The organism is Serratia proteamaculans (genome assembly GCF_949794035.1).
Classification (GTDB): Bacteria; Pseudomonadota; Gammaproteobacteria; order Enterobacterales; family Enterobacteriaceae; genus Serratia; species Serratia proteamaculans.
In genome coordinates this window covers 3716703-3737554 of the sequence record NZ_OX461105.1, presented here as the reverse complement: position 1 = coordinate 3737554, position 20852 = coordinate 3716703, and the positions used below count along the sequence as shown (strand labels likewise).

Annotated in this window: 17 protein-coding genes; 16 read left to right on the top strand and 1 reads right to left on the bottom strand. The window is 56.6% G+C overall.

Annotated elements, in window-relative coordinates; all coding sequences use genetic code 11:
* Positions 1 to 79 precede the first annotated feature (79 nt).
* From nuoC to nuoN, 11 genes are all read left to right on the top strand, one after another.
* Entirely contained in the window at positions 80 to 1876 is a 1797-nt protein-coding gene (gene nuoC, locus QOT07_RS17385; protein WP_099061608.1) for an NADH-quinone oxidoreductase subunit C/D, read from the top strand.
* A 2-nt stretch (positions 1877 to 1878) separates the two neighbouring features.
* Positions 1879 to 2430, top strand: a complete 552-nt coding sequence (gene nuoE, locus QOT07_RS17380) for an NADH-quinone oxidoreductase subunit NuoE (protein WP_283603650.1) — start codon at positions 1879 to 1881, stop codon at positions 2428 to 2430.
* Positions 2427 to 3779, top strand: a complete 1353-nt coding sequence (nuoF, locus tag QOT07_RS17375; RefSeq protein ID WP_099061606.1) for an NADH-quinone oxidoreductase subunit NuoF — start codon at positions 2427 to 2429, stop codon at positions 3777 to 3779. The genes nuoE and nuoF overlap by 4 nt, the downstream gene beginning before the upstream one ends.
* Before the next feature lie 79 nt (positions 3780 to 3858).
* Positions 3859 to 6597, top strand: coding sequence for an NADH-quinone oxidoreductase subunit NuoG (nuoG, locus tag QOT07_RS17370; RefSeq protein WP_099061643.1), 2739 nt, complete (start codon positions 3859 to 3861; stop codon positions 6595 to 6597).
* The gene (gene nuoH, locus QOT07_RS17365; protein WP_085117774.1) at positions 6594 to 7571 is read left to right on the top strand and encodes an NADH-quinone oxidoreductase subunit NuoH; all 978 of its coding nucleotides are present in this window, start codon (positions 6594 to 6596) and stop codon (positions 7569 to 7571) included. Before nuoG ends, nuoH begins: the two co-directional genes overlap by 4 nt.
* A gap of 14 nt (positions 7572 to 7585) precedes the next feature.
* Positions 7586 to 8128 (top strand): NADH-quinone oxidoreductase subunit NuoI, encoded by a 543-nt coding sequence (gene nuoI / locus QOT07_RS17360; RefSeq protein ID WP_004947256.1) that lies wholly within the window; start codon positions 7586 to 7588, stop codon positions 8126 to 8128.
* A 13-nt stretch (positions 8129 to 8141) separates the two neighbouring features.
* On the top strand, positions 8142 to 8702 hold the full coding sequence (nuoJ, locus tag QOT07_RS17355) for an NADH-quinone oxidoreductase subunit J (protein ID WP_085117771.1): 561 nt from the start codon (positions 8142 to 8144) through the stop codon (positions 8700 to 8702).
* On the top strand, positions 8699 to 9001 hold the full coding sequence (gene nuoK / locus QOT07_RS17350; protein ID WP_012146014.1) for an NADH-quinone oxidoreductase subunit NuoK: 303 nt from the start codon (positions 8699 to 8701) through the stop codon (positions 8999 to 9001). Before nuoJ ends, nuoK begins: the two co-directional genes overlap by 4 nt.
* Entirely contained in the window at positions 8998 to 10845 is a 1848-nt protein-coding gene (gene nuoL / locus QOT07_RS17345; protein WP_099061605.1) for an NADH-quinone oxidoreductase subunit L, read from the top strand. Before nuoK ends, nuoL begins: the two co-directional genes overlap by 4 nt.
* 100 nt (positions 10846 to 10945) lie before the next feature.
* Positions 10946 to 12475, top strand: coding sequence for an NADH-quinone oxidoreductase subunit M (gene nuoM / locus QOT07_RS17340; RefSeq protein WP_099061604.1), 1530 nt, complete (start codon positions 10946 to 10948; stop codon positions 12473 to 12475).
* A gap of 6 nt (positions 12476 to 12481) precedes the next feature.
* On the top strand, positions 12482 to 13939 hold the full coding sequence (gene nuoN, locus QOT07_RS17335; protein WP_112348849.1) for an NADH-quinone oxidoreductase subunit NuoN: 1458 nt from the start codon (positions 12482 to 12484) through the stop codon (positions 13937 to 13939).
* A 217-nt stretch (positions 13940 to 14156) separates the two neighbouring features.
* Here the strand turns inward: nuoN and QOT07_RS17330 are convergent, their stop codons facing one another.
* Positions 14157 to 15032 (bottom strand): LysR family transcriptional regulator, encoded by an 876-nt coding sequence (locus QOT07_RS17330; protein ID WP_099061602.1) that lies wholly within the window; start codon positions 15030 to 15032, stop codon positions 14157 to 14159.
* A 337-nt stretch (positions 15033 to 15369) separates the two neighbouring features.
* On the opposite strand from QOT07_RS17330, the gene QOT07_RS17325 reads away from it, so the two are divergent.
* The 5 genes from QOT07_RS17325 (at position 15370) to QOT07_RS17305 (ending at position 20851) form a co-directional block, all read left to right on the top strand.
* On the top strand, positions 15370 to 17199 hold the full coding sequence (locus QOT07_RS17325; RefSeq protein WP_283603649.1) for a thiamine pyrophosphate-binding protein: 1830 nt from the start codon (positions 15370 to 15372) through the stop codon (positions 17197 to 17199).
* Positions 17200 to 17288: 89 nt separating this feature from the next.
* Positions 17289 to 17714: a cupin domain-containing protein gene (locus QOT07_RS17320; RefSeq protein ID WP_099061600.1), complete on the top strand. Its 426-nt coding sequence runs from the start codon at positions 17289 to 17291 to the stop codon at positions 17712 to 17714.
* 113 nt (positions 17715 to 17827) lie between these two features.
* Positions 17828 to 18691 (top strand): DMT family transporter, encoded by an 864-nt coding sequence (locus QOT07_RS17315; protein WP_099061599.1) that lies wholly within the window; start codon positions 17828 to 17830, stop codon positions 18689 to 18691.
* 149 nt (positions 18692 to 18840) lie between these two features.
* Positions 18841 to 20085 carry an MFS transporter gene (locus QOT07_RS17310; RefSeq protein WP_099061598.1) on the top strand — a complete coding sequence of 415 codons (1245 nt, stop codon included), beginning with the start codon at positions 18841 to 18843 and terminating at the stop codon, positions 20083 to 20085.
* A 271-nt stretch (positions 20086 to 20356) separates the two neighbouring features.
* Positions 20357 to 20851 carry a DUF1097 domain-containing protein gene (locus QOT07_RS17305; RefSeq protein WP_261416750.1) on the top strand — a complete coding sequence of 165 codons (495 nt, stop codon included), beginning with the start codon at positions 20357 to 20359 and terminating at the stop codon, positions 20849 to 20851.
* The last annotated feature ends 1 nt before the right edge of the window (position 20852 follow it).

Genomic DNA, 20852 nt, shown 5'->3' with positions numbered 1-20852 from the left:
CCATCTTAGTGCGCTATTGGTTAACACAGCGAAAAGTGAACTTGCGGCGAAATAACCCTTCAGTGTGGTGAAAAAAATTATGACAGATTCAACGACGCACGACGCATTGCCGGCCTGGCAAACCAGAGATCACCTTGACGATCCGGTGATTGGCGAACTGCGCAACCGTTTTGGGCCGGAAGCCTTTACTGTTCAGCCTACCCGTACCGGAATACCCGTGGTATGGGTCAAAGCCGATCAGTTACTGGAAGTAATGACGTTTTTGAGAAAGCAGCCGAAGCCTTATGTCATGCTGTTCGATCTGCATGGCATGGACGAGCGTCTTCGTACCCACCGCGACGGCCTGCCTGCTGCGGATTTTTCTGTTTTCTATCATCTGATTTCTATCGAACGCAACCGCGACATCATGCTGAAAGTGGCGCTGTCTGAAAAAGACCTGCACGTGCCCACAGCGACCAAGGTATTCCCTAATGCCAACTGGTATGAGCGTGAAACCTGGGAAATGTTCGGTATTACCTTCGACGGCCACCCGCACCTGACGCGCATCATGATGCCGCAAACCTGGGAAGGCCACCCGTTGCGTAAAGATTACCCGGCGCGTGCCACCGAATTCGATCCCTTTGTGTTGACCAAACAGAAAGAAGATCTGGAAATGGAAGCGCTGACTTTCAAACCGGAAGACTGGGGCATGAAGCGCGGTACCGAGAACGAGGACTTCATGTTCCTTAACCTCGGCCCGAACCACCCGTCTGCGCACGGTGCATTCCGTATCATTCTGCAGTTGGATGGTGAAGATATTGTCGACTGCGTACCGGATATCGGTTACCACCACCGTGGCGCCGAGAAGATGGGCGAGCGTCAGTCCTGGCACAGCTACATTCCGTACACCGACCGTATCGAGTACCTCGGCGGCTGCGTGAATGAAATGCCTTACGTGCTGGCAGTTGAGAAACTGGCAGGTATCAAGGTGCCGGATCGCGTAGATACCATCCGCGTGATGCTGTCCGAACTGTTCCGTATCAACAGCCACCTGCTGTACATCAGTACCTTCATTCAGGACGTCGGCGCCATGACCCCGGTGTTCTTCGCCTTTACCGACCGTCAGAAAATCTACGATCTGGTTGAAGCGATCACCGGTTTCCGTATGCACCCGGCCTGGTTCCGTATTGGCGGTGTTGCACACGACCTGCCGCGCGGATGGGATCGTCTGCTGCGCGAGTTCCTTGAGTGGATGCCAAAACGTCTGGATTCTTACGTCAAGGCCGCACTGAAGAACAGCATCCTGAAGGGCCGTTCCGTTGGCGTGGCATCCTACAATGCGAAAGAAGCGTTGGAGTGGGGTGTCACTGGCGCGGGTCTGCGTGCCACCGGTATCGAGTTCGATGTGCGCAAATGGCGTCCGTATTCCGGCTATGAGAATTTCGATTTCGAAGTTCCGGTCGGTGACGGTAACAGCGACTGCTACACCCGTGTGATGCTGAAGGTGGAAGAGCTGCGCCAGAGCCTGCGCATTCTCGAACAGTGCCTGAACAACATGCCGGAAGGCCCGTTCAAGGCCGATCACCCGCTGACCACGCCGCCGCCGAAAGAGCGCACGCTGCAGCACATTGAAACGCTGATCACCCACTTCCTGCAGGTTTCCTGGGGCCCGGTGATGCCAGCCAACGAATCATTCCAGATGATTGAAGCCACTAAAGGGATCAACAGCTACTACCTGACCAGCGACGGCAGCACCATGAGCTACCGCACCCGGGTACGTACGCCAAGCTTTGCGCACCTGCAGCAAATCCCAGCGGTAATCCGTGGCAGCCTGGTCTCCGACCTGATCGTCTATCTGGGTAGTATCGATTTTGTAATGTCAGATGTGGACCGCTAACTATGCATGATCAAAAAGACAATCACGCGAATAACCCCGCGCTTGAACCTATCAATGCGGCCGCTCCTCAGAGCGGCGTTGATGTATTTGAGCTGAGTGCGGAAGAACGTGATGCGATCGAGCACGAAAAGCACCATTACGAGGACCCACGCGCCGCCTCTATCGAAGCACTGAAAATTGTGCAGAAGCAGCGTGGCTGGGTTCCGGATGGGGCGATTTATGCCATCGCGGAACTGCTGGGCATTCCTGCCAGTGACGTAGAAGGCGTGGCCACGTTCTACAGCCAGATTTTCCGTCAGCCAGTAGGACGTCACGTGATCCGTTATTGTGACAGCGTTGTTTGTCACATCACCGGTTACCAGGGCATTCAGGCCGCTATTGAGAAGAAGCTGAGCATCAAACCGGGTCAAACCACCTTTGATGGCCGTTTCACTCTGCTGCCAACCTGCTGCCTGGGCAACTGCGATAAAGGGCCGACCATGATGATTGATGAGGACACTCACAGTCAGCTGAAGCCTGAAGATATCGAGACGCTACTGGAGCAGTATCAATGATTAAAGACATTGTGCGCACTCCCGAAATGCACCCGCTGACCTGGCGGCTGCGCGATGACAAACAGCCGGTCTGGCTGGATGAATACCGCAGCAAGAACGGCTATGCCGGTGCCGAAAAGGCCATCAAGGGCATGGCTCCGGACGAGATCGTCACCCTGGTGAAAGACGCCGGGTTGAAAGGTCGTGGCGGTGCGGGCTTCTCCACCGGTTTGAAGTGGAGCCTGATGCCGAAAGACGAATCCATGAATATCCGTTACCTGCTGTGTAACGCCGATGAAATGGAGCCGGGCACCTATAAAGACCGCTTGCTGATGGAGCAACTGCCGCACCTGTTGGTGGAAGGCATGTTGATCTCGGCGTTCGCGCTGAAGGCCTATCGCGGCTACATCTTCCTGCGTGGTGAGTACATCGAAGCTGCGGTGCATTTGCGCCGGGCGATCGCTGAAGCCACCGAAGCCGGTTATTTGGGCAAGAACATCATGGGCAGCGGCTTCGACTTCGAGCTGATTGTTCATACCGGCGCCGGTCGCTACATCTGTGGCGAAGAAACCGCACTGATCAACTCGCTGGAAGGCCGTCGTGCCAACCCGCGTTCCAAGCCACCTTTCCCGGCGTCCTCCGGTGTCTGGGGCAAACCGACCTGCGTCAATAACGTAGAAACCCTGTGCAACGTTCCGGCGATCCTTGAAAGCGGCGTTGACTGGTACAAGGGGATCTCCGCCGGCAAGAGTAACGACGCCGGTACCAAACTGATGGGCTTCTCCGGCCGGGTGAAAAACCCAGGCGTTTGGGAGCTGCCGTTTGGCACCACCGCACGTGAAATTCTGGAAGATTACGCCGGTGGCATGCGTGACGGTCTGCGTTTCAAAGCCTGGCAGCCAGGCGGCGCGGGCACCGACTTCCTGACCGCCGATCACCTCGATCTGCCGATGGACTTCGAGAGCATCGGTAAAGCCGGCAGCCGTCTCGGTACCGCGCTGGCGATGGCCGTAGACCACGAGATTGGCATGGTTCCGCTGGTGCGTAACCTGGAAGAATTTTTCTCTCGCGAGTCCTGCGGCTGGTGTACGCCATGCCGTGACGGTCTGCCGTGGAGCGTGAAGATCCTGCGTGCGCTGGAGAATGGCGAAGGGCAGCCGGGGGATATCGAAACCCTTGAGCAGCTGTGCCGTTCTCTCGGCCCGGGCAAAACCTTCTGCGCCCATGCGCCAGGTGCCGTAGAGCCACTGCAAAGCGCGATTAAATATTTCCGTGAAGAGTTCGAAGCGGGCATTGCCGTGAAGCACTTCAGTAACGCGCATGCGATTGGCGGTATTCAGCCGAACAATCTGCTGAAGCAACGCTGGTAAGCCGACTCGCCCCGACGACACGGCCAGAATTTTTGATTAACGCCTGCCGCAAGGCAGGCCACTTGGAAGCATGCTGACTATGGCTACGATTCATGTAGACGGCAAAGAATACGACGTAGATGGGGCCGACAACCTGCTGCAGGCTTGTCTCTCCCTCGGGCTCGATATTCCTTACTTTTGCTGGCATCCGGCGCTGGGAAGCGTCGGCGCTTGCCGCCAATGTGCGGTAAAGCAATACCAAAACGCGGAAGATACGCGTGGCCGTTTGGTGATGTCTTGTATGACACCGGCATCCGATGGAACCTTTATTTCCATCGACGATGGCGAAGCCAAACAGTTCCGTGAAAGCGTGGTTGAGTGGTTGATGACCAACCACCCGCACGACTGTCCGGTATGTGAAGAAGGCGGTAACTGTCACCTGCAGGATATGACAGTAATGACCGGCCACAGCTTCCGTAAATACCGCTTCAGTAAGCGTACTCACAACAACCAGGAGCTGGGGCCGTTTATCTCGCATGAGATGAACCGCTGTATCGCCTGTTACCGTTGTGTGCGCTACTACAAGGATTATGCGGACGGCACCGACTTCGGTGTGTACGGCGCGCACGATAACGTCTACTTCGGTCGTACCGAGAGCGGCACGCTGGAAAGCGAGTTCTCCGGCAACCTGGTAGAAGTGTGCCCGACCGGCGTGTTCACCGATAAAACCCACTCCGAGCGCTATAACCGTAAGTGGGACATGCAGTTTGCGCCAAGCATCTGCCAGCAGTGCAGCATCGGCTGTAACACCAGCCCGGGCGAGCGCTATGGTGAACTGCGTCGTATCGAAAACCGTTATAACGGCAGCGTGAACCACTACTTCCTGTGTGACCGCGGCCGCTTCGGTTATGGCTACGTGAACCAGAAAGATCGTCCGCGTCAGCCACAACAACTGCGTGGCAACGACTGGATCACCCTGAACGCCGAGCAGGCGATGCAGGGCGCGGCGGATATTCTGCGTCAGGCGAAGAAAACCATCGGCATTGGCTCACCACGCGCCAGCCTGGAAAGTAACTTCGCACTGCGTGATTTGGTGGGTGCCGAGAACTTCTACACCGGTATCTCGCAGGCCGAGCAGGGCCGTCTGGACCTGATGCTGAACGTGCTGCAAAACAGCGGTGTTCACACCCCTGCGCTGCGCGAAATCGAAGGTTACGACGCGGTGCTGGTGCTGGGTGAAGATTTGACCCAGACCGGCGCACGTATTGCCCTGTCGGTACGTCAGGCGGTGAAGGGCAAGGCTCGCGCCATGGCTGCGGCCCAACGCGTTGCCGACTGGCAGATTGCTGCGGTGCAGAACATCGGCCAGCACGCCAAACACCCGCTGTTCGTTACCAACGTGGATAACACCCGTCTGGACGATATCGCGGCATGGAACTACCGTGCACCGGTGGATGAGCAGGCGCGCTTCGGCTTCGCTATCGCCCATGCGCTGGACAACGCGGCACCGGCGGTCAACGATTTGGCTGACGGCCTGAACAAGAAAGTCGATATCATCGTGCAGGCGCTGACCGACGCGCGTAAACCGCTGATCGTTACCGGCAGCAACGCCGGCAGCGAAGCCATCATCGAAGCGGCGGCCAACATCGCCAAAGCGCTGAAGGATCGCGGTTCTGACGTCGGCATCACCTTTGTCGCCAGCGCTGCCAACAGCATCGGTTTGTCAATGATCGGCGGCGGTTCGCTCGATCAGGCTCTGACCCTGCTGGAAAGCGGCGAAGCCGACACGGCCATCGTGATGGAAAACGATCTCTACCGGCATGCGCCGGCGGCGAAAGTGGACGCTGCGCTGGCCAAGGTCAGCAACCTGATCGTGGTCGATCACCAGCGTACCGCCATCATGGACAAGGCTAACCTGATCCTGTCGGCGGCCAGCTTCGCCGAAAGCGACGGTACTCTGGTCAACCAGGAAGGCCGCGCACAGCGTTTCTTCCAGGTTTACGATCCGGCGTACTACGACGATGCGAAGAAAGACGTTTACACCGTGATGCTGGAAAGCTGGCGTTGGATGCACTCGCTGCATTCCACCTATACCAGCCGCCACGTGGACTGGACGCAGCTCGACCATGTGATCGAAGCCTGTGTCACCGCGTTGCCGCAGTTGCAGGGTATTGTCGACGCCGCACCGGACGCGAGTTTCCGTATCCGCGGCCAGAAACTGGCACGTTCTCCGATTCGCTCCAGTGGCCGTACGGCGATGCGCGCCAATATCAGCGTGCACGAACCGCGTCAGCCGCAGGATAAAGACACCATGTTCGCCTTCTCAATGGAAGGGAACAACAGCCCGTTTGCCGATCGTCAGCAGATCCCGTTCGCCTGGGCACCAGGTTGGAACTCACCGCAAGCCTGGAACAAATTCCAAGCCGAAGTGGGTGGCAAGCTGCGTCATGGCGATCCGGGCGTGCGCTTGATCGAAGCGGGGGAGGGCAAGCTGGGTTACTTCACCCAAGTGCCTGCCGCCTTTGGTCAACAGCAAGGCTGGCGTGTCGCGCCGTATTACCACCTGTTCGGCAGTGATGAAATGTCACAGCGTTCCGGGGTGATTCAGCAGCGCATGCCGGATGCTTATGTGATGGTCAACCCGACCGATGCTGCTGCACTTGGCGTCAATGCCGGTGCCTTGGTGGAGTTTAGCTGTGCGGGCCAGACCTTGCGTCTGCCGGTGCGTCTGAGTGAAACCCTGGCCCAGGGCCAGGTGGGCTTACCGCTCGGCTTGCCAGGGATCTCGCCGGTACTGGTGGGTGCAACGGTTGAAAATCTGCGGGAGGCAACACGATGAGCTGGTTTACCCCTGAGGTGATCGACATTCTGATCTCCATTCTTAAAGCGGTAGTGATCCTGCTGGTCGTAGTCACCTGTGGGGCATTCATGAGCTTCGGCGAACGCCGTTTGCTCGGCTTGTTCCAGAACCGTTATGGACCGAACCGTGTCGGCTGGGGTGGCTCACTGCAGCTGGTCGCCGACATGATCAAAATGTTCTTCAAGGAAGACTGGGTACCGAAATTCTCCGACCGGGTGATCTTTACCCTGGCGCCGATGATCGCCTTTACTTCCCTGTTGCTGGCATTTGCCATCGTCCCGGTCAGTCCGACCTGGGCGGTGTCCGACCTCAACATCGGTATTTTGTTCTTCCTGATGATGGCCGGCCTGGCGGTTTACGCCGTGCTGTTTGCCGGCTGGTCGAGCAACAACAAATACTCGCTGTTGGGGGCGATGCGTGCTTCTGCGCAAACCCTGAGCTACGAAGTGTTCATCGGCCTGTCGTTGATGGGTGTGGTGGCGCAGGCGGACTCCTTCAACATGCAGGCGATTGTTGAATCTCAGGCGCACATGTGGAACGTCATCCCGCAATTCTTTGGTTTCATTACCTTTGCGATTGCCGGCGTGGCGGTGTGTCACCGTCACCCGTTTGACCAACCGGAAGCCGAGCAGGAACTGGCTGACGGTTACCACATTGAATATTCCGGCATGAAGTTCGGTCTGTTCTTCGTGGGTGAATACATAGGTATCGTCACCGTTTCTGCCCTGATTGTGACGTTGTTCTTCGGTGGCTGGCAGGGTCCTTTCCTACCGCCATTCATCTGGTTCGCGCTGAAAACGGCTTTCTTCATGATGATGTTCATTCTGATTCGTGCTGCTCTGCCACGCCCGCGCTATGACCAGGTGATGTCCTTCGGCTGGAAAGTCTGTCTGCCGTTGACGCTACTGAACCTGCTGGCGACTGCCGCAGTCATTTTGTACAACGCTCAATAAGGGGTGAATAAACCATGACATTGAAAGAGTTATTGGTTGGTTTCGGCACCCAGGTGCGCAGTATTTGGATGATAGGCCTGCACGCCTTCGCCAAACGCGAAACCCAGATGTATCCGGAAGAACCGGTTTACCTGCCGCCGCGCTACCGTGGCCGCATCGTGCTGACGCGCGATCCGGACGGCGAAGAGCGCTGCGTGGCGTGTAACCTGTGTGCGGTTGCCTGCCCGGTGGGCTGTATCTCGCTGCAAAAAGCAGAACAGAAAGACGGCCGTTGGTACCCGGAGTTCTTCCGCATCAACTTCTCGCGCTGCATTTTCTGCGGCCTGTGCGAAGAAGCTTGCCCAACTACCGCGATCCAGCTGACGCCGGATTTCGAAATGGGTGAGTTCAAGCGTCAGGATCTGGTGTACGAAAAAGAAGATCTGTTGATCTCGGGGCCGGGTAAATATCCGGAATATAACTTCTACCGGATGGCCGGTATGGCGATTGACGGCAAAGCCAAGGGCGAAGCCGAAAACGAAGCCAAACCGATCGACGTCAAAGGTCTGTTGCCTTAAGGAGCCAGCAAGCATGGAAATTGCCTTTTATCTGGCAGGTTTTATTGCGGTGATCTCGACAATTCGCGTGATCTCGCATACCAATCCTGTGCATGCGTTGCTGTATCTGATCGTTTCGTTACTGGCGATCTCTGCAGTCTTTTTCTCGCTCGGCGCGTACTTCGCCGCGGCATTGGAAATCATCGTCTACGCCGGCGCCATCATGGTGTTGTTCGTGTTCGTGGTGATGATGCTGAACCTCGGCAACGCGGTGCAGCAGCAAGAGCGCGATTGGCTGAAGCCGTCGGTGTGGATCGGCCCTGGCATCTTGTCGCTGGCGCTGTTGGCGGTGCTGATTGTCGCTATCCGCAGCGTGTCCGATCAGGGCATCAGCGGTGAGATGGTTGACGCTAAAGCGGTGGGGATCAGCCTGTTTGGTCCTTACGTTCTGGCGGTTGAGCTGGCTTCAATGCTGCTGTTGGCAGGTCTGGTTGTTGCCTTCCACATTGGCCGTGAGCACAAACCGGGTGAGGTGTTGAGCAACGCCCCGGCCAGTAGCGAAATGGCGAGAAGAAAATCGGAGGAGCAAGCATGATCCCTCTTCAACATGGCCTGATCCTGGCGGCGATCCTGTTCGTCCTGGGTCTGACCGGGTTGCTGGTCCGTCGCAATCTGCTGTTTATGCTGATCAGTCTGGAAGTGATGATCAACGCCGCAGCATTGGCGTTTATCGTTGCGGGCAGCTACTGGGGCCAACCGGACGGGCAGGTGATGTATATCCTGGCGATCAGCCTGGCAGCCGCCGAGGCCAGTATTGGTCTGGCATTGCTGCTGCAGCTTTACCGTCGTCGTCATACCCTGAATATTGATACTGTCAGTGAGATGCGCGGATGAACCTATTATATTTAACTATTCTGCTACCGCTGATCGGGTTCCTGCTGTTGGCCTTTTCCCGTGGCCGCTGGTCTGAGAACACCTCGGCAACCGTCGGCGTAGGCTCTATCGGCCTGGCTGCTCTGGTCACGGTCTATGTGGGGATGGATTTCTTCGCCCAGAAAGCCACTGGCGTGCAGCTGTTTGAGCAAAGCCTGTGGAACTGGATGAGCGTCGGTAACTTCAACATTGGCGTGACTCTGACGCTGGATGGCCTGTCGTTGACCATGCTGTCAGTGGTGACCGGCGTGGGCTTCTTCATCCACATGTTCGCTTCCTGGTACATGCGCGGTGAAGAGGGCTACTCACGCTTCTTCGCTTACACCAACCTGTTTATCGCCAGCATGGTGATATTGGTACTGGCAGACAATCTGTTGCTGCTGTACCTGGGCTGGGAAGGCGTGGGCCTGTGCAGCTATCTGTTGATCGGCTTCTATTACAAGGATCCGGCCAACGGTGCGGCGGCGATGAAAGCCTTCATCGTGACTCGCGTTGGTGATGTGTTCCTGGCGTTTGCGCTGTTCATTCTCTACAACGAGCTGGGCACGCTGAACATCCGTGAACTGATGATCCTGGCACCGCAAAAACTGGCGATCGGCGATACCGCGATCACCTGGGCTACCCTGATGTTGCTGGGTGGTGCGGTCGGTAAATCGGCGCAGTTGCCGTTGCAGACCTGGCTGGCAGATGCGATGGCGGGTCCAACCCCGGTTTCCGCACTGATCCACGCAGCGACCATGGTGACCGCAGGCGTTTATCTGATTGCCCGTACTCACGGCCTGTTCCTGATGGCGCCGGAAGTGCTGCATCTGGTGGGGATTATCGGGGCGGTGACCCTGGTGCTGGCCGGCTTTGCTGCGCTGGTGCAGACCGATATCAAACGCGTACTTGCCTACTCCACCATGAGCCAGATTGGCTACATGTTCCTGGCGTTGGGCGTGCAGGCGTGGGATGCGGCTATCTTCCACCTGATGACCCATGCGTTCTTCAAGGCGCTGCTGTTCCTGTCCTCCGGTTCGGTGATCCTGGCCTGCCATCACGAGCAGAACATCTTCAAGATGGGTGGCCTGCGCAAGAGCATTCCACTGGTTTACGTCTGCTTCCTGGTGGGTGGCGCTGCGCTGTCGGCCTTGCCGCTGATCACCGCAGGCTTCTTCAGTAAGGATGAGATCCTGGCCGGTGCGATGGCTAACGGTCACATCAACCTGATGATTGCCGGTCTGATCGGTGCGTTCATGACCTCGCTGTACACCTTCCGTATGATTTTCATCGTGTTCCATGGCGAAGAGAAAATCAAAGCGCATGCCGGTAAAGGCATCACTCACCACCTGCCGCTGTTGGTTCTGCTGGTGCTGTCCACCTTCGTTGGCGCGATGATCGTTCCGCCACTGCAGGGCGTACTGCCAGACACCACCGAGCTGGCGCACGGTAGCGTACTGCAACTGGAGATCACCTCCGGCGTAGTGGCTATTGTCGGCATCCTGTTGGCGGCGGCACTGTGGCTGGGCAAACGTAGCCTGGTGACCCGCATTGCCAAGAGCGCACCGGGACGTTTCTTCTCGACCTGGTGGTTCCATGCCTGGGGCTTCGACTGGCTGTACGACAAAGTGTTCGTCAAGCCGTACCTGGGTATTGCGAAGTTGCTGCAGCGTGATCCGCTGAACTCGATGATGAATCTGCCGGCCATCTTCTCCCGCTGGGGGAACCGAGGTCTGACAGTGAGCGAGAACGGTCAGGTGCGTTGGTATATAGCGTCTATGGGTGTGGGTGCAGTGGTCGTATTGGCTCTGTTGATTCTGGTTTAATTGAATAATTTAAACAGACGCATTTTTCGGGCGTAGCGCCCTGCAGGGCAGGCGCTACGTACAAAGTTTGAAATTATTCGTATAAGGGACACAAAACGCCATGCTATTACCTTGGCTAATTCTTATCCCCTTTATTGGCGGTCTGCTGTGCTGGCAGTTTGAGCGCTTCGGTACTAAGGTGCCGCGCTGGATTGCGTTGATCGCAATGGGGCTGACATTGGCGCTTTCTCTGTATCTGTGGATGCAGGGTGGCTACACATTGACTACGCCGAAAGGCATTCCGCAGTGGCAGTCTGAATTCCTGCTGCCGTGGATCCCACGCTTTGGTATTTCCATCCACCTGGCGCTGGACGGCCTGTCACTGCTGATGGTGGTGCTGACCGGCCTGCTGGGCGTGCTGGCGATCCTCTGTTCCTGGCGTGAAATCCAGAAATATCAGGGCTTCTTCCACCTGAACCTGCTGTGGATCCTGGGTGGGGTAATCGGCGTGTTCCTCGCCATCGACATGTTCCTGTTCTTCTTCTTCTGGGAAATGATGTTGGTGCCGATGTACTTCCTGATTGCGCTCTGGGGTCACAAGGCGTCGGACGGGAAAACCCGCATCACTGCGGCCACCAAGTTCTTCATCTATACCCAGGCCAGCGGTCTGGTGATGCTGATTGCGATTATGGGCCTGGTGTTCGTGCACTATAACGCGACCGGCGTGTGGACCTTCGATTACGAAGATCTGCTGCAGACGCCAATGTCGCACAACGTGCAATACCTGTTGATGCTGGGCTTCTTCATTGCCTTCGCGGTGAAAATGCCGGTGGTACCGCTGCACGGCTGGTTGCCTGATGCGCATAGCCAGGCCCCTACCGCAGGTTCTGTGGACCTGGCGGGGATCTTGCTGAAGACCGCGGCCTACGGCATGTTGCGTTTCAGCCTGCCGCTGTTCCCGGAAGCGTCGCACGAGTTTGCGCCTATCGCCATGTGGCTGGGTGTGATCGGTATCTTCTACGGCGCCTGGATGGCGTTTGCGCAGACCGACATCAAGCGTCTGATTGCTTACACCTCGGTTTCCCATATGGGCTTCGTGCTGATCGCCATCTACACCGGCAGCCAACTGGCTTACCAGGGCGCGGTGATCCAGATGATTGCGCACGGCCTGTCTGCGGCCGGTATGTTCATCATCTGTGGCCAGCTGTACGAACGTCTGCATACCCGTGACATGCGTGAAATGGGCGGTCTGTGGGGTCGTATCAAATACATCCCTGCGCTGTCGCTGTTCTTCGCAGTGGCGACGCTGGGGATGCCGGGTACCGGTAACTTCGTCGGTGAATTCATGATCCTGTTCGGCAGCTACCAGGTTGTGCCGGTGATCACCGTGATTTCTACCTTCGGTCTGGTGTTTGCTTCGGTTTACTCGTTGATCATGATGCAGCGTGCCTATTACGGCAAAGCCAAATCTGACCAACCGTTGCCGGGCATGACCGCGCGTGAGCTGTTTATCGTTCTGTTGCTGGTGGTATTGTTGGTTCTGCTCGGGGTTTACCCGCAGCCGATTCTGGATACTTCCAATGCGGCGATGAGCAACGTGCAACACTGGTTTGGTTCGTCAGTTTCAGCAATTTCAACAACAAGGCCGTAATTCGCCATGACAATAACTCCTCAACAACTGATCGCATTGTTACCACTGTTGATCGTCGGATTGACGGTGGTGGTTGTGATGCTAGGCATTGCGTGGCGACGCGACCACTTTATCAACGCCACCCTGACCGTGATCGGTCTCAACCTGGCGCTGCTTTCACTGTACTTTGTTGGCCAGGTAGGCCCAATGGACGTCACCCCGCTGATGCGGGTAGACGGCTACTCGATGTTCTATACCGGGCTGGTGATACTGGCGAGTCTGGCGACCTGTACCTTTGCCTATCCTTGGCTGGTCGGTTACCCGGACAACCGCGAAGAGTTCTACCTGCTGGTGCTGATTGCGACCATGGGTGGCATTCTGCTGGCGAGCGCCAACCATCTGGCGTCGCTGTTCCTCGGTATTGAACTGATCTCGCTGCCGCTGTTCGGCCTGGTGGGCTATGCCTACCGCCAGAAGCGCCCGCTGGAAGCGGCTATCAAGTACATGTTGCTGTCTGCTGCCGCGTCGTCATTCCTGCTGTTCGGTATGGCGCTGCTGTATGCGGAGTCCGGTGACCTGTCACTGGCCGGCCTGGGCAAAAGCATGCAAGAAAACATGATGCACCAGCCGCTGATCCTGGCGGGTATGGGCATGATGATTGTTGGTCTGGGCTTCAAGCTGTCGTTGGTACCCTTCCAACTGTGGACGCCGGATGTGTATCAGGGTGCGCCTGCGCCGGTTTCAACCTTCCTGGCGACCGCCAGCAAGATTGCGATCTTTGCCGTAGTGATGCGTTTGTTCCTGTATGCACCGGCCGCCGACAACGAAGCGCTGCGCATGGTGCTGTCAATCATTGCCGTCTGCTCAATTTTGTTCGGCAACCTGATGGCCATCAGCCAGACCAACATCAAGCGTCTGCTGGGTTACTCGTCGATCGCCCACCTGGGTTATCTGCTGGTGGCGTTGATTGCGGTGCAAACCCATCAGCTGTCGCTGGAAACTGCCGGGGTTTACCTGGCCGGTTACCTGTTCAGCAGCCTGGGCGCGTTCGGTGTGGTCAGCCTGATGTCCAGCCCGTACCGTGGTCCGGACGCCGATTCACTGTTCTCCTACCGTGGTCTGTTCTGGCATAAGCCAATTCTGTCTGCGGTCATGACGGTGATGATGCTGTCACTGGCCGGTATCCCGATGACTCTGGGCTTTATCGGTAAGTTCTTTGTTATCGCGATGGGTGTCAGTGCTCACCTGTGGTGGTTGACCGGCGCAGTGGTGCTGGGCAGCGCCATTGGTTTGTACTACTACCTGCGTGTGACCGTCAGCCTGTTCCTCAGTGCGCCGGAAGCGCTGCAGCGCGATACCCCGAACAACTGGGCGTTGACCGCAGGCGGTGTGGTAGTGCTGATCTCCGCCGCGTTGGTGCTGCTGTTGGGTGTTTATCCGCAGCCGCTGATTACGCTGGTGCAGATGGCACAGCCGATGTTCTGATTGGCAGCAAGGCAGTAAAAAAGGGCGCCATTTGGCGCCCTTTTTTTGAGTTTGATGAAGATGAAATCGTCATTGAAGCCGAGATACCCGGGCCTAGCGCACCGAGGGGCGCTCCGGCGGGCAAGCCGCTACGACCCCTTCGGCACGCTCTCCCTAATAACGGGCTTTGTCAGCAGTCTGAGGTCGCTTCGGCAACCTTTTTTTATGAGGCGGGAGATCAGCCGGGATTGTTTTGAAACGAGGCTTCCAGTGCCTGCACGACGGCACGTACCCGCGCGGCACGCTGCAGATCGGGATGCAGCACCAGCCAGATATCGACCCAGTCTTTATTCTCCGGGAAGATGCGTACCAGATCCGGGTCTTTATCCGCCAGGAAGGAGGACAGCAGGCCAATCCCCAAGCCGTTACGGGTTGCCGAGCGCAGCAGTAACTGTGAATTACACTGCAGAACCACGTTGGGGTCGATCAGCGCTTCGCCACAAAAGTCGTTCCAGTGACGGGGTACCAGTTCACGCGGGAACATCAGCAGATCGTGACCGCGCAGATGGTCACCCTTGGTCGGCAGGCCGTGTTTGTCGAGGTAGTCCTGCGTCGCATACAAGCCCATTTCGATGGTCGCCATGCGTTTGATAATCAACTCATCGGATTCGGGCCGTGCGCCGCGGATCGCCAGATCTGCCCCGCGGTAAGAAATATCAGAGATATTCACCGCTGTCAGCATAGTGACGGTGATTAGCGGGTGTTGCTCCCGCAGTGCTTTCAGCGCCGGGATGACAAAGGCCTCGGCCATGGTATCGGTGGTGGCGATGCGCACATTGCCGCACAGGCTGTCGTCGCCGCTGGTGGCTTTACGGCCAATCGCCTGCACGGCGTTTTCCATATTCATGACGTCCGCCAGCATTTCCTCGCCCAGGGGGCTGAGGGAAAATGATTTTGGCGTGCGGATAAACAGCTTGGAGCCGAGGCTCTCTTCAAAAGCGGTAATGCGCCGTCCGACGGTGGCCTGGTCGACGTGTAGTTCATTGGCGGCCTTTCGTAAAGTGCCGCAGCGTGCTACTGCCAGGAAGAAGCGTGCGTCATCCCAATTCATCATGCCATTTCCTTTGTACAGGCTTATCGGCCTTGTCGATGTTCATTCTTGCGCAACCGTACTGGCTCTGGTTTAGGCTGCAAATGGAGCCCACGTATCATAATTATTTATTATGTTTCAGGATATGAATAAATGCATCAACGTGAAGCAGTTTTGCATCTTTATTTTTACCCGACAATCTTTATGCTTATCAACGTTTATGCTGTGATCTGGCGCACATTTCGTGCCAGTGTTACCCTAAACGCATAAACAGATGCGTATGAGAGCCTGTCTCTGTTGGCTAACAGCCTGGTGGGATCGACTCTGAATCAGGTTGGCCTACCACGACTGGACATTAAAAATGGAGTCTCACGCAGAGAAGTTATACACCCCCGTTGCACTGGCAACTGCGGACGGTGTCAGGGTTATTGCAACGCCCGGCGCGAAAGCGGCAGAGCAAAGTAACGCTGAGGTGATTATCCAGAGTCTTGAAGCACGCGGCATTCAGCACATATTCCTGGTACCCGGCAAGCTGGTGTACCCACTGATTAAATCCATTGAACATTCAGCCATTACCGGCATCGTCGGTGCTCATGAAACCGCCTGCGGTTTTATGGCCGATGGCTACGCCCGTGCTAACCGCAAATTTGGCGTCTGCCTGGGTATCTCCGGCCCCGGCACCATGAATTTCCTGCCGGCAATGGCCGCGGCACAGGCCGATAAAATCCCGGTGCTGTATCTGGCCGGCGGGATCGCCACTTATCATGAAGCGCAGGGCGCTTTCCAGGACGGCAGCAATAGCGGCATCGATGAGCTGACTATCGTCAAACCGCTGCTTTCCGCCGCCATAGAAGTGAAAAATAACCTTACGTTGCAGCACGAGCTGCGGCGCAGTTTGTCCTGCCTGAACACCCAGCGTAAAGGCCGCGCTTATTTAAGCGTGCCGGTTGATATGCAAAAGAAAGGGGTGGCCGGCAATTATGAAGCCAGCCCGCAGCGTACGCCGCAGTGCCGCGAAGCGGCGATCGACCAGCAGGCGCTGGAGCAGGTCGTGGACGATTATCTGCTGCGCGGGCTGAACGTTGCCTGCCTGGTGGGAAACCGCATGAATAACCCGCTGGATGCTGCACTGTTGTTGCGCCTGGCGGAGAAATACCGTTTGCCGGTCGCCACTACGCTGTCCGGCAAGGGCGCTTTTCCCGAAGGGCACGAGTTGGCGCTGGGGCTGTATGGCTTCGCCGGTCACACCCGGGCGGTGGAAACCATCAATGGCGACGAAGTCGATGTGCTGCTGGTGCTGGGCTGCGATCTCAGCCAGCGCGACAGCCTGAACTGGAACCCGCGGCTGCATGGCACCAAAACGCTGGTGGTAATTGATGAAGATTTTGACAAGGTCAGTTCGCACTATCAGCCGGACATGCAGATTTTCTCCAGCCTGACCGGCACGCTGCACCACCTGTTGGATGCAGTCAGCGATGAATATGCGCATTTGGTCGGTATCAAAAGCTTGCGCAATGGCTGGCTCGAACAGGTGCGTTCACTGCCGCTGGAGCAACAAAGGCCCGATTTACAGGCGCGTCTTGCCCTGGGTGAAGCCAATATGTACCCCGGCGATGCCATCAAACGCATTCGCAGCCGCATGAATCAGGACACTAACGTGGTGGTCGACTCCGGTGCGCACCGGATCTTTATGGCACATCATTGGCTGGCCAGTGGGCGCGGTGATTACCATACCTCAAGCTCTCTGGCACCGATGGGCTGGGCGATTTGTGCCGGTATCGGCATCAAGCTGGCGGCGCCGCACCGTGATTGCGTGGTGGTCACCGGCGACGGTTGCATGCTGATGCATGGCATGGAGATCCAGACTGCGGCCCGTTATCAGGTCAAGATGACCTTTGTGGTGATGAATAACTGCGCCCATGGTGCGATGCACATAGATACCTTGCAGAACCGTGGTGTCTCGGCGGACTATACGGCGCTGCCGAATCACGACTGGAAGGCCTTCGCCAACAGCCTGGGGGTTTCTTCTGCCAAAGCGGCCACGCTGGAAGAGCTGGATGAGGCGTTAGCCGCTGCGGCTGAGCACGAAGGGCCGTTCCTGATAGAAGTGTTGGTAGGTAATCATGTGGCGCCTAATCGATACTATGCCGAGAGCATCGTAGAATACGAGCAGCGTATCAAAGGCTTGTAAGGACGTAGCCCACAAACTGCGGGAGCCGTCATTATTGCTTTTGTATCACGCCATTCTATTTTGTTCACAGTAGTCATGGAGCGATAACAATGTATAAACTGGCACTTCTGGCATTAATGATGGCATTTCAGGGCTATGCCCAGGCCGCTGACGATCACGGCGAAGGCATTACCAAAGAAACCCTGCTGAAAACCGAGACCTCGTGGGAAGGTTCGCCGTACCAGCATTATCCGGCCGGCGCCCCGCAGATCACCATGTTGAAGGTCACGGTGGAGCCGAACAAGGTACTCGCCTGGCATACCCATCCGTGCATTAGCGCGGTGTATATGACCGGTGGCAGCGTCTCACTGACGGTTAAGAAAACCGGCGTGAAGCACACCTTTAAGCAGGGCGACTCCTTTACCGACACGGTAGATATCGTGCATCAGGGCGTTTCCGGCGATAAAGGTGCCGAGATGCTGGTATTCTTTGCCTGCGCCGATAACAAGCCCTTGACGGTGAAAGCCGCCGAATAATATCCCCGGCATCTTTCAAGCTACAGCGTTGTCGATTGCGTTACCTGTAGGGGGCGAATACATTCGCCCCGTTTTATTTTATTGCCCATTGGGGGCAGTATACCGAGGGAATCATGGTTGCTTTGTGGATGGTTGTCGCCAGCGGGTTCTTTGCGCTGATGGGGGCCAGCATCAAACTGGCTTCGGCCAAAGTCGGCTTTTTCGACATCATTTTTTACCGCTCGGTGATTAACGTGCTGATCGTCGCTGCGTTAATTCAGGTTAAAAACCTCGGCTTTCGCACCCGGCACCTGGGTCTGCATATGAAGCGCGCCGCCATCGGTAATGCGGCAATGTACTGCGGTTTCTATTCGCTGATCCACCTGCCGATCGCCACCGCCACCACGCTGGGTTACACCAACCCGATTTTCCAGTCGGCGATCGCCTTTGTGACGTCGAAAGGGCAGTTGACCGGCAAGCTGCTGTTCTCGGTGCTGCTGGGCTTTATCGGCATTGTGGTCCTGCTGCGCCCTGATACGCCGAACGGTGAGTATGCCGCCACGCTGATCGGCCTGTTTTCTGGCTTGTTGACCGCGCTGGCCTATTTTAACGTCGGCAAACTGGTGCGCAGTGGCGAACCGGAACTGCGGGTGGTGTTTTACTTCTCGCTGGTGGGCACCCTGGTGGGGGGCGTGATGACGACGGTTGTGGGCTTCACCACGCTGGATAGCGCCATGATGCTGTGCGTTGGTGCCATCGGCGTTTTTGGCAGCCTGGGGCAGATCACCATGACCCGTGCCTATGGCAGCGGCAACGCGGTGATCGTCAGTATTCTGTCCTACAGCACCATCATTTTCTCCACGCTGCTCGGCTATCTGCTGTTTGGCGAGACGCTGTCTTATATTGCCGCGGGCGGTATGGCGCTGATTATACTTTCCGGTGCGCTGGCTATTTTAAAACGCGCGCCGGCGAAGGTCGCCAAGGCCGAAGCGGTGTAGTTTTGCATGCAACAGAATGCATTAATGAATCACTATGATGCATTCTTGGCTATTTTGACGGTTATACCCGAAAGGTATGATGAACGCGTCTCCTGATGAGTTTGGTTTTCAGGGTTTAGTGTTTATCCAGATTATTTCGGGAGAGAAGAATGTCTGAAGGTGTGGCTGTTGATGAAGCGGCTAAAGCGAATTCGGGCACGTCGCATTTTGCCATCCTGCTGTTTTTAGCCCTGGCCTTAATGTCTGCATTGCTCAACAGCAGTGCACCGACGCCGCTTTATCCGCTTTATCAACATGAGTTGGCGTTAAGCTCGGTCAGCCTGACGGTCATTTATGGTGCCTATGCCGCCGGTGTGCTGATCTCGCTGTTCGGCGTGGGCAACATGGCCGGTAAGGTGAAAGACCTGCGCAGCATGATAGTGCCGGCTTTGCTGGTGGTGCTGGCCGGGGCCCTGTTGTTCTCGATGGCCGATTCGTTTTTGATGATGTTTATGGCACGTTTGCTGGCCGGGATCGGCACCGGGGCGTTGACCGGAGCGGCCAACATTGCATTGGTGCGTTTTGGGCCGAAAGATGGCGGTAAAAATGCGGCGCTGATTGCCACGCTGTCATTCACCACCGGCCTGGCACTGGGACCGATTTTCAGCGGTGTGGCGCTGCAAACCGGGTTCCATACCACTTCGCTGCCGTTCATTATCATTATGGCGGTGGCCGCCGTGGCCGCGCTGGGCGTGATGCTGAAATGGCCGGTTGAAGCCGTCGCCGTGCCGTTAAGCGGGGCGCAGGGGAGTGATGCCGCAGCAGAGAAAAGTTCGTTGGCTGACGGCCTGCGCGCTACCGGCGGCAAGTTCTACCTGTGTGCCGGCGCACTGTTTATCTGTTGGGCGGTGGCCGCCAGTATTCTGGCGATCGGTCCGAGCGTGTCGGAAAAGCTGTTGGGTATGCATAGCCGCGGCGTTTACGGCTATGTGATTGCGGTTTACCTGGTGATTGCCGGTATCAGCCAGATCCTGAGTCGCCGCGTTAATGCGCGCCACTCGCTGATGTTTGGTTGTCTGGCGCAGGCGTTGTCGGTGGTGGTGTTTGCCGAAGCCATTCAGATCAACTCGTTGGGTCTGGCCAGTGCCGGCATGGTGATTGCCGGTTATGCCTACGGGGCTATTTTTGTCGGCAGTGCCACGCTGGTGAACCTGATTTCACCGAAGGCCAGCCATGCCAGACTGATTTCACTGTTTTACGTTATTGCTTATATCGCCAACTGGGTCCCGATCCTGTTGGGGGTAGTGATCGACCATGCCAGTCTGCATCTGGCGGTCAATCTGTTATTTATGGTCAGTGCCGTGGTGTGCTTAATTTTGAGCTTCATGGTGACCCGTGCGGGCTTCCCGCGCTGAGATACCCGTCGCCTTCCAAGCTGAGGTCTTGTTGACCGAAACTTGAAGTTGGTAGGGTATAAGTCTCTAGTCGCTGCGCAATGTGGCGATCCGATTTCCCTGGTGTTGTTGTGTGTCATTTCCAGCGTGCTTGCCACGCTGGTTTTTTTTGTGACAAATTCCACAACTCTGTAATTACCATGTTTCTCATTACATGTTTTATGTGAATTTCATCACATAATATTGCCGATTTTCGAGTAAACTGCGCGCTTTCTCTGCTGCGGGTCGGTTTATGAACGTTATTTTTGCCATTGCTGTGACGACCGGGATCCTGTCCGGTGTGTGGGGCTGGGTGGCGGTTAGCCTGGGGCTGATCAGCTGGGCCGGTTTCCTGGGCTGTACGGCCTATTTTGCTTGCCCACAGGGCGGGCTGAAAGGGTTGTTGATCAGCACGCTAACCTGTTGCAGCGGGATCTTTTGGGCGATGGTGATCATTCACGGCAGCGAATTGGCGCCCGCCTGGAGCATGCTCGGCTACCTGTTGACCGGTGCGGTGGCCTTCCTGATGTGCATTCAGGCCAGGCAGCAGTGGTTGGGGTTTGTACCCGGCACCTTTATTGGCGCCTGCGCCACCTTCGCCGGTGGCGGTAACTGGCCGCTGGTGACTCTATCCTTACTGGTGGGGCTGGTATTCGGCTACGCGATGAAAAACAGCGGCCTGTGGCTGGCGGCGCGCAAAGATAAACCTAAACAGACAACGGCTGTTACCGAGCATGTTAACCGCTGAT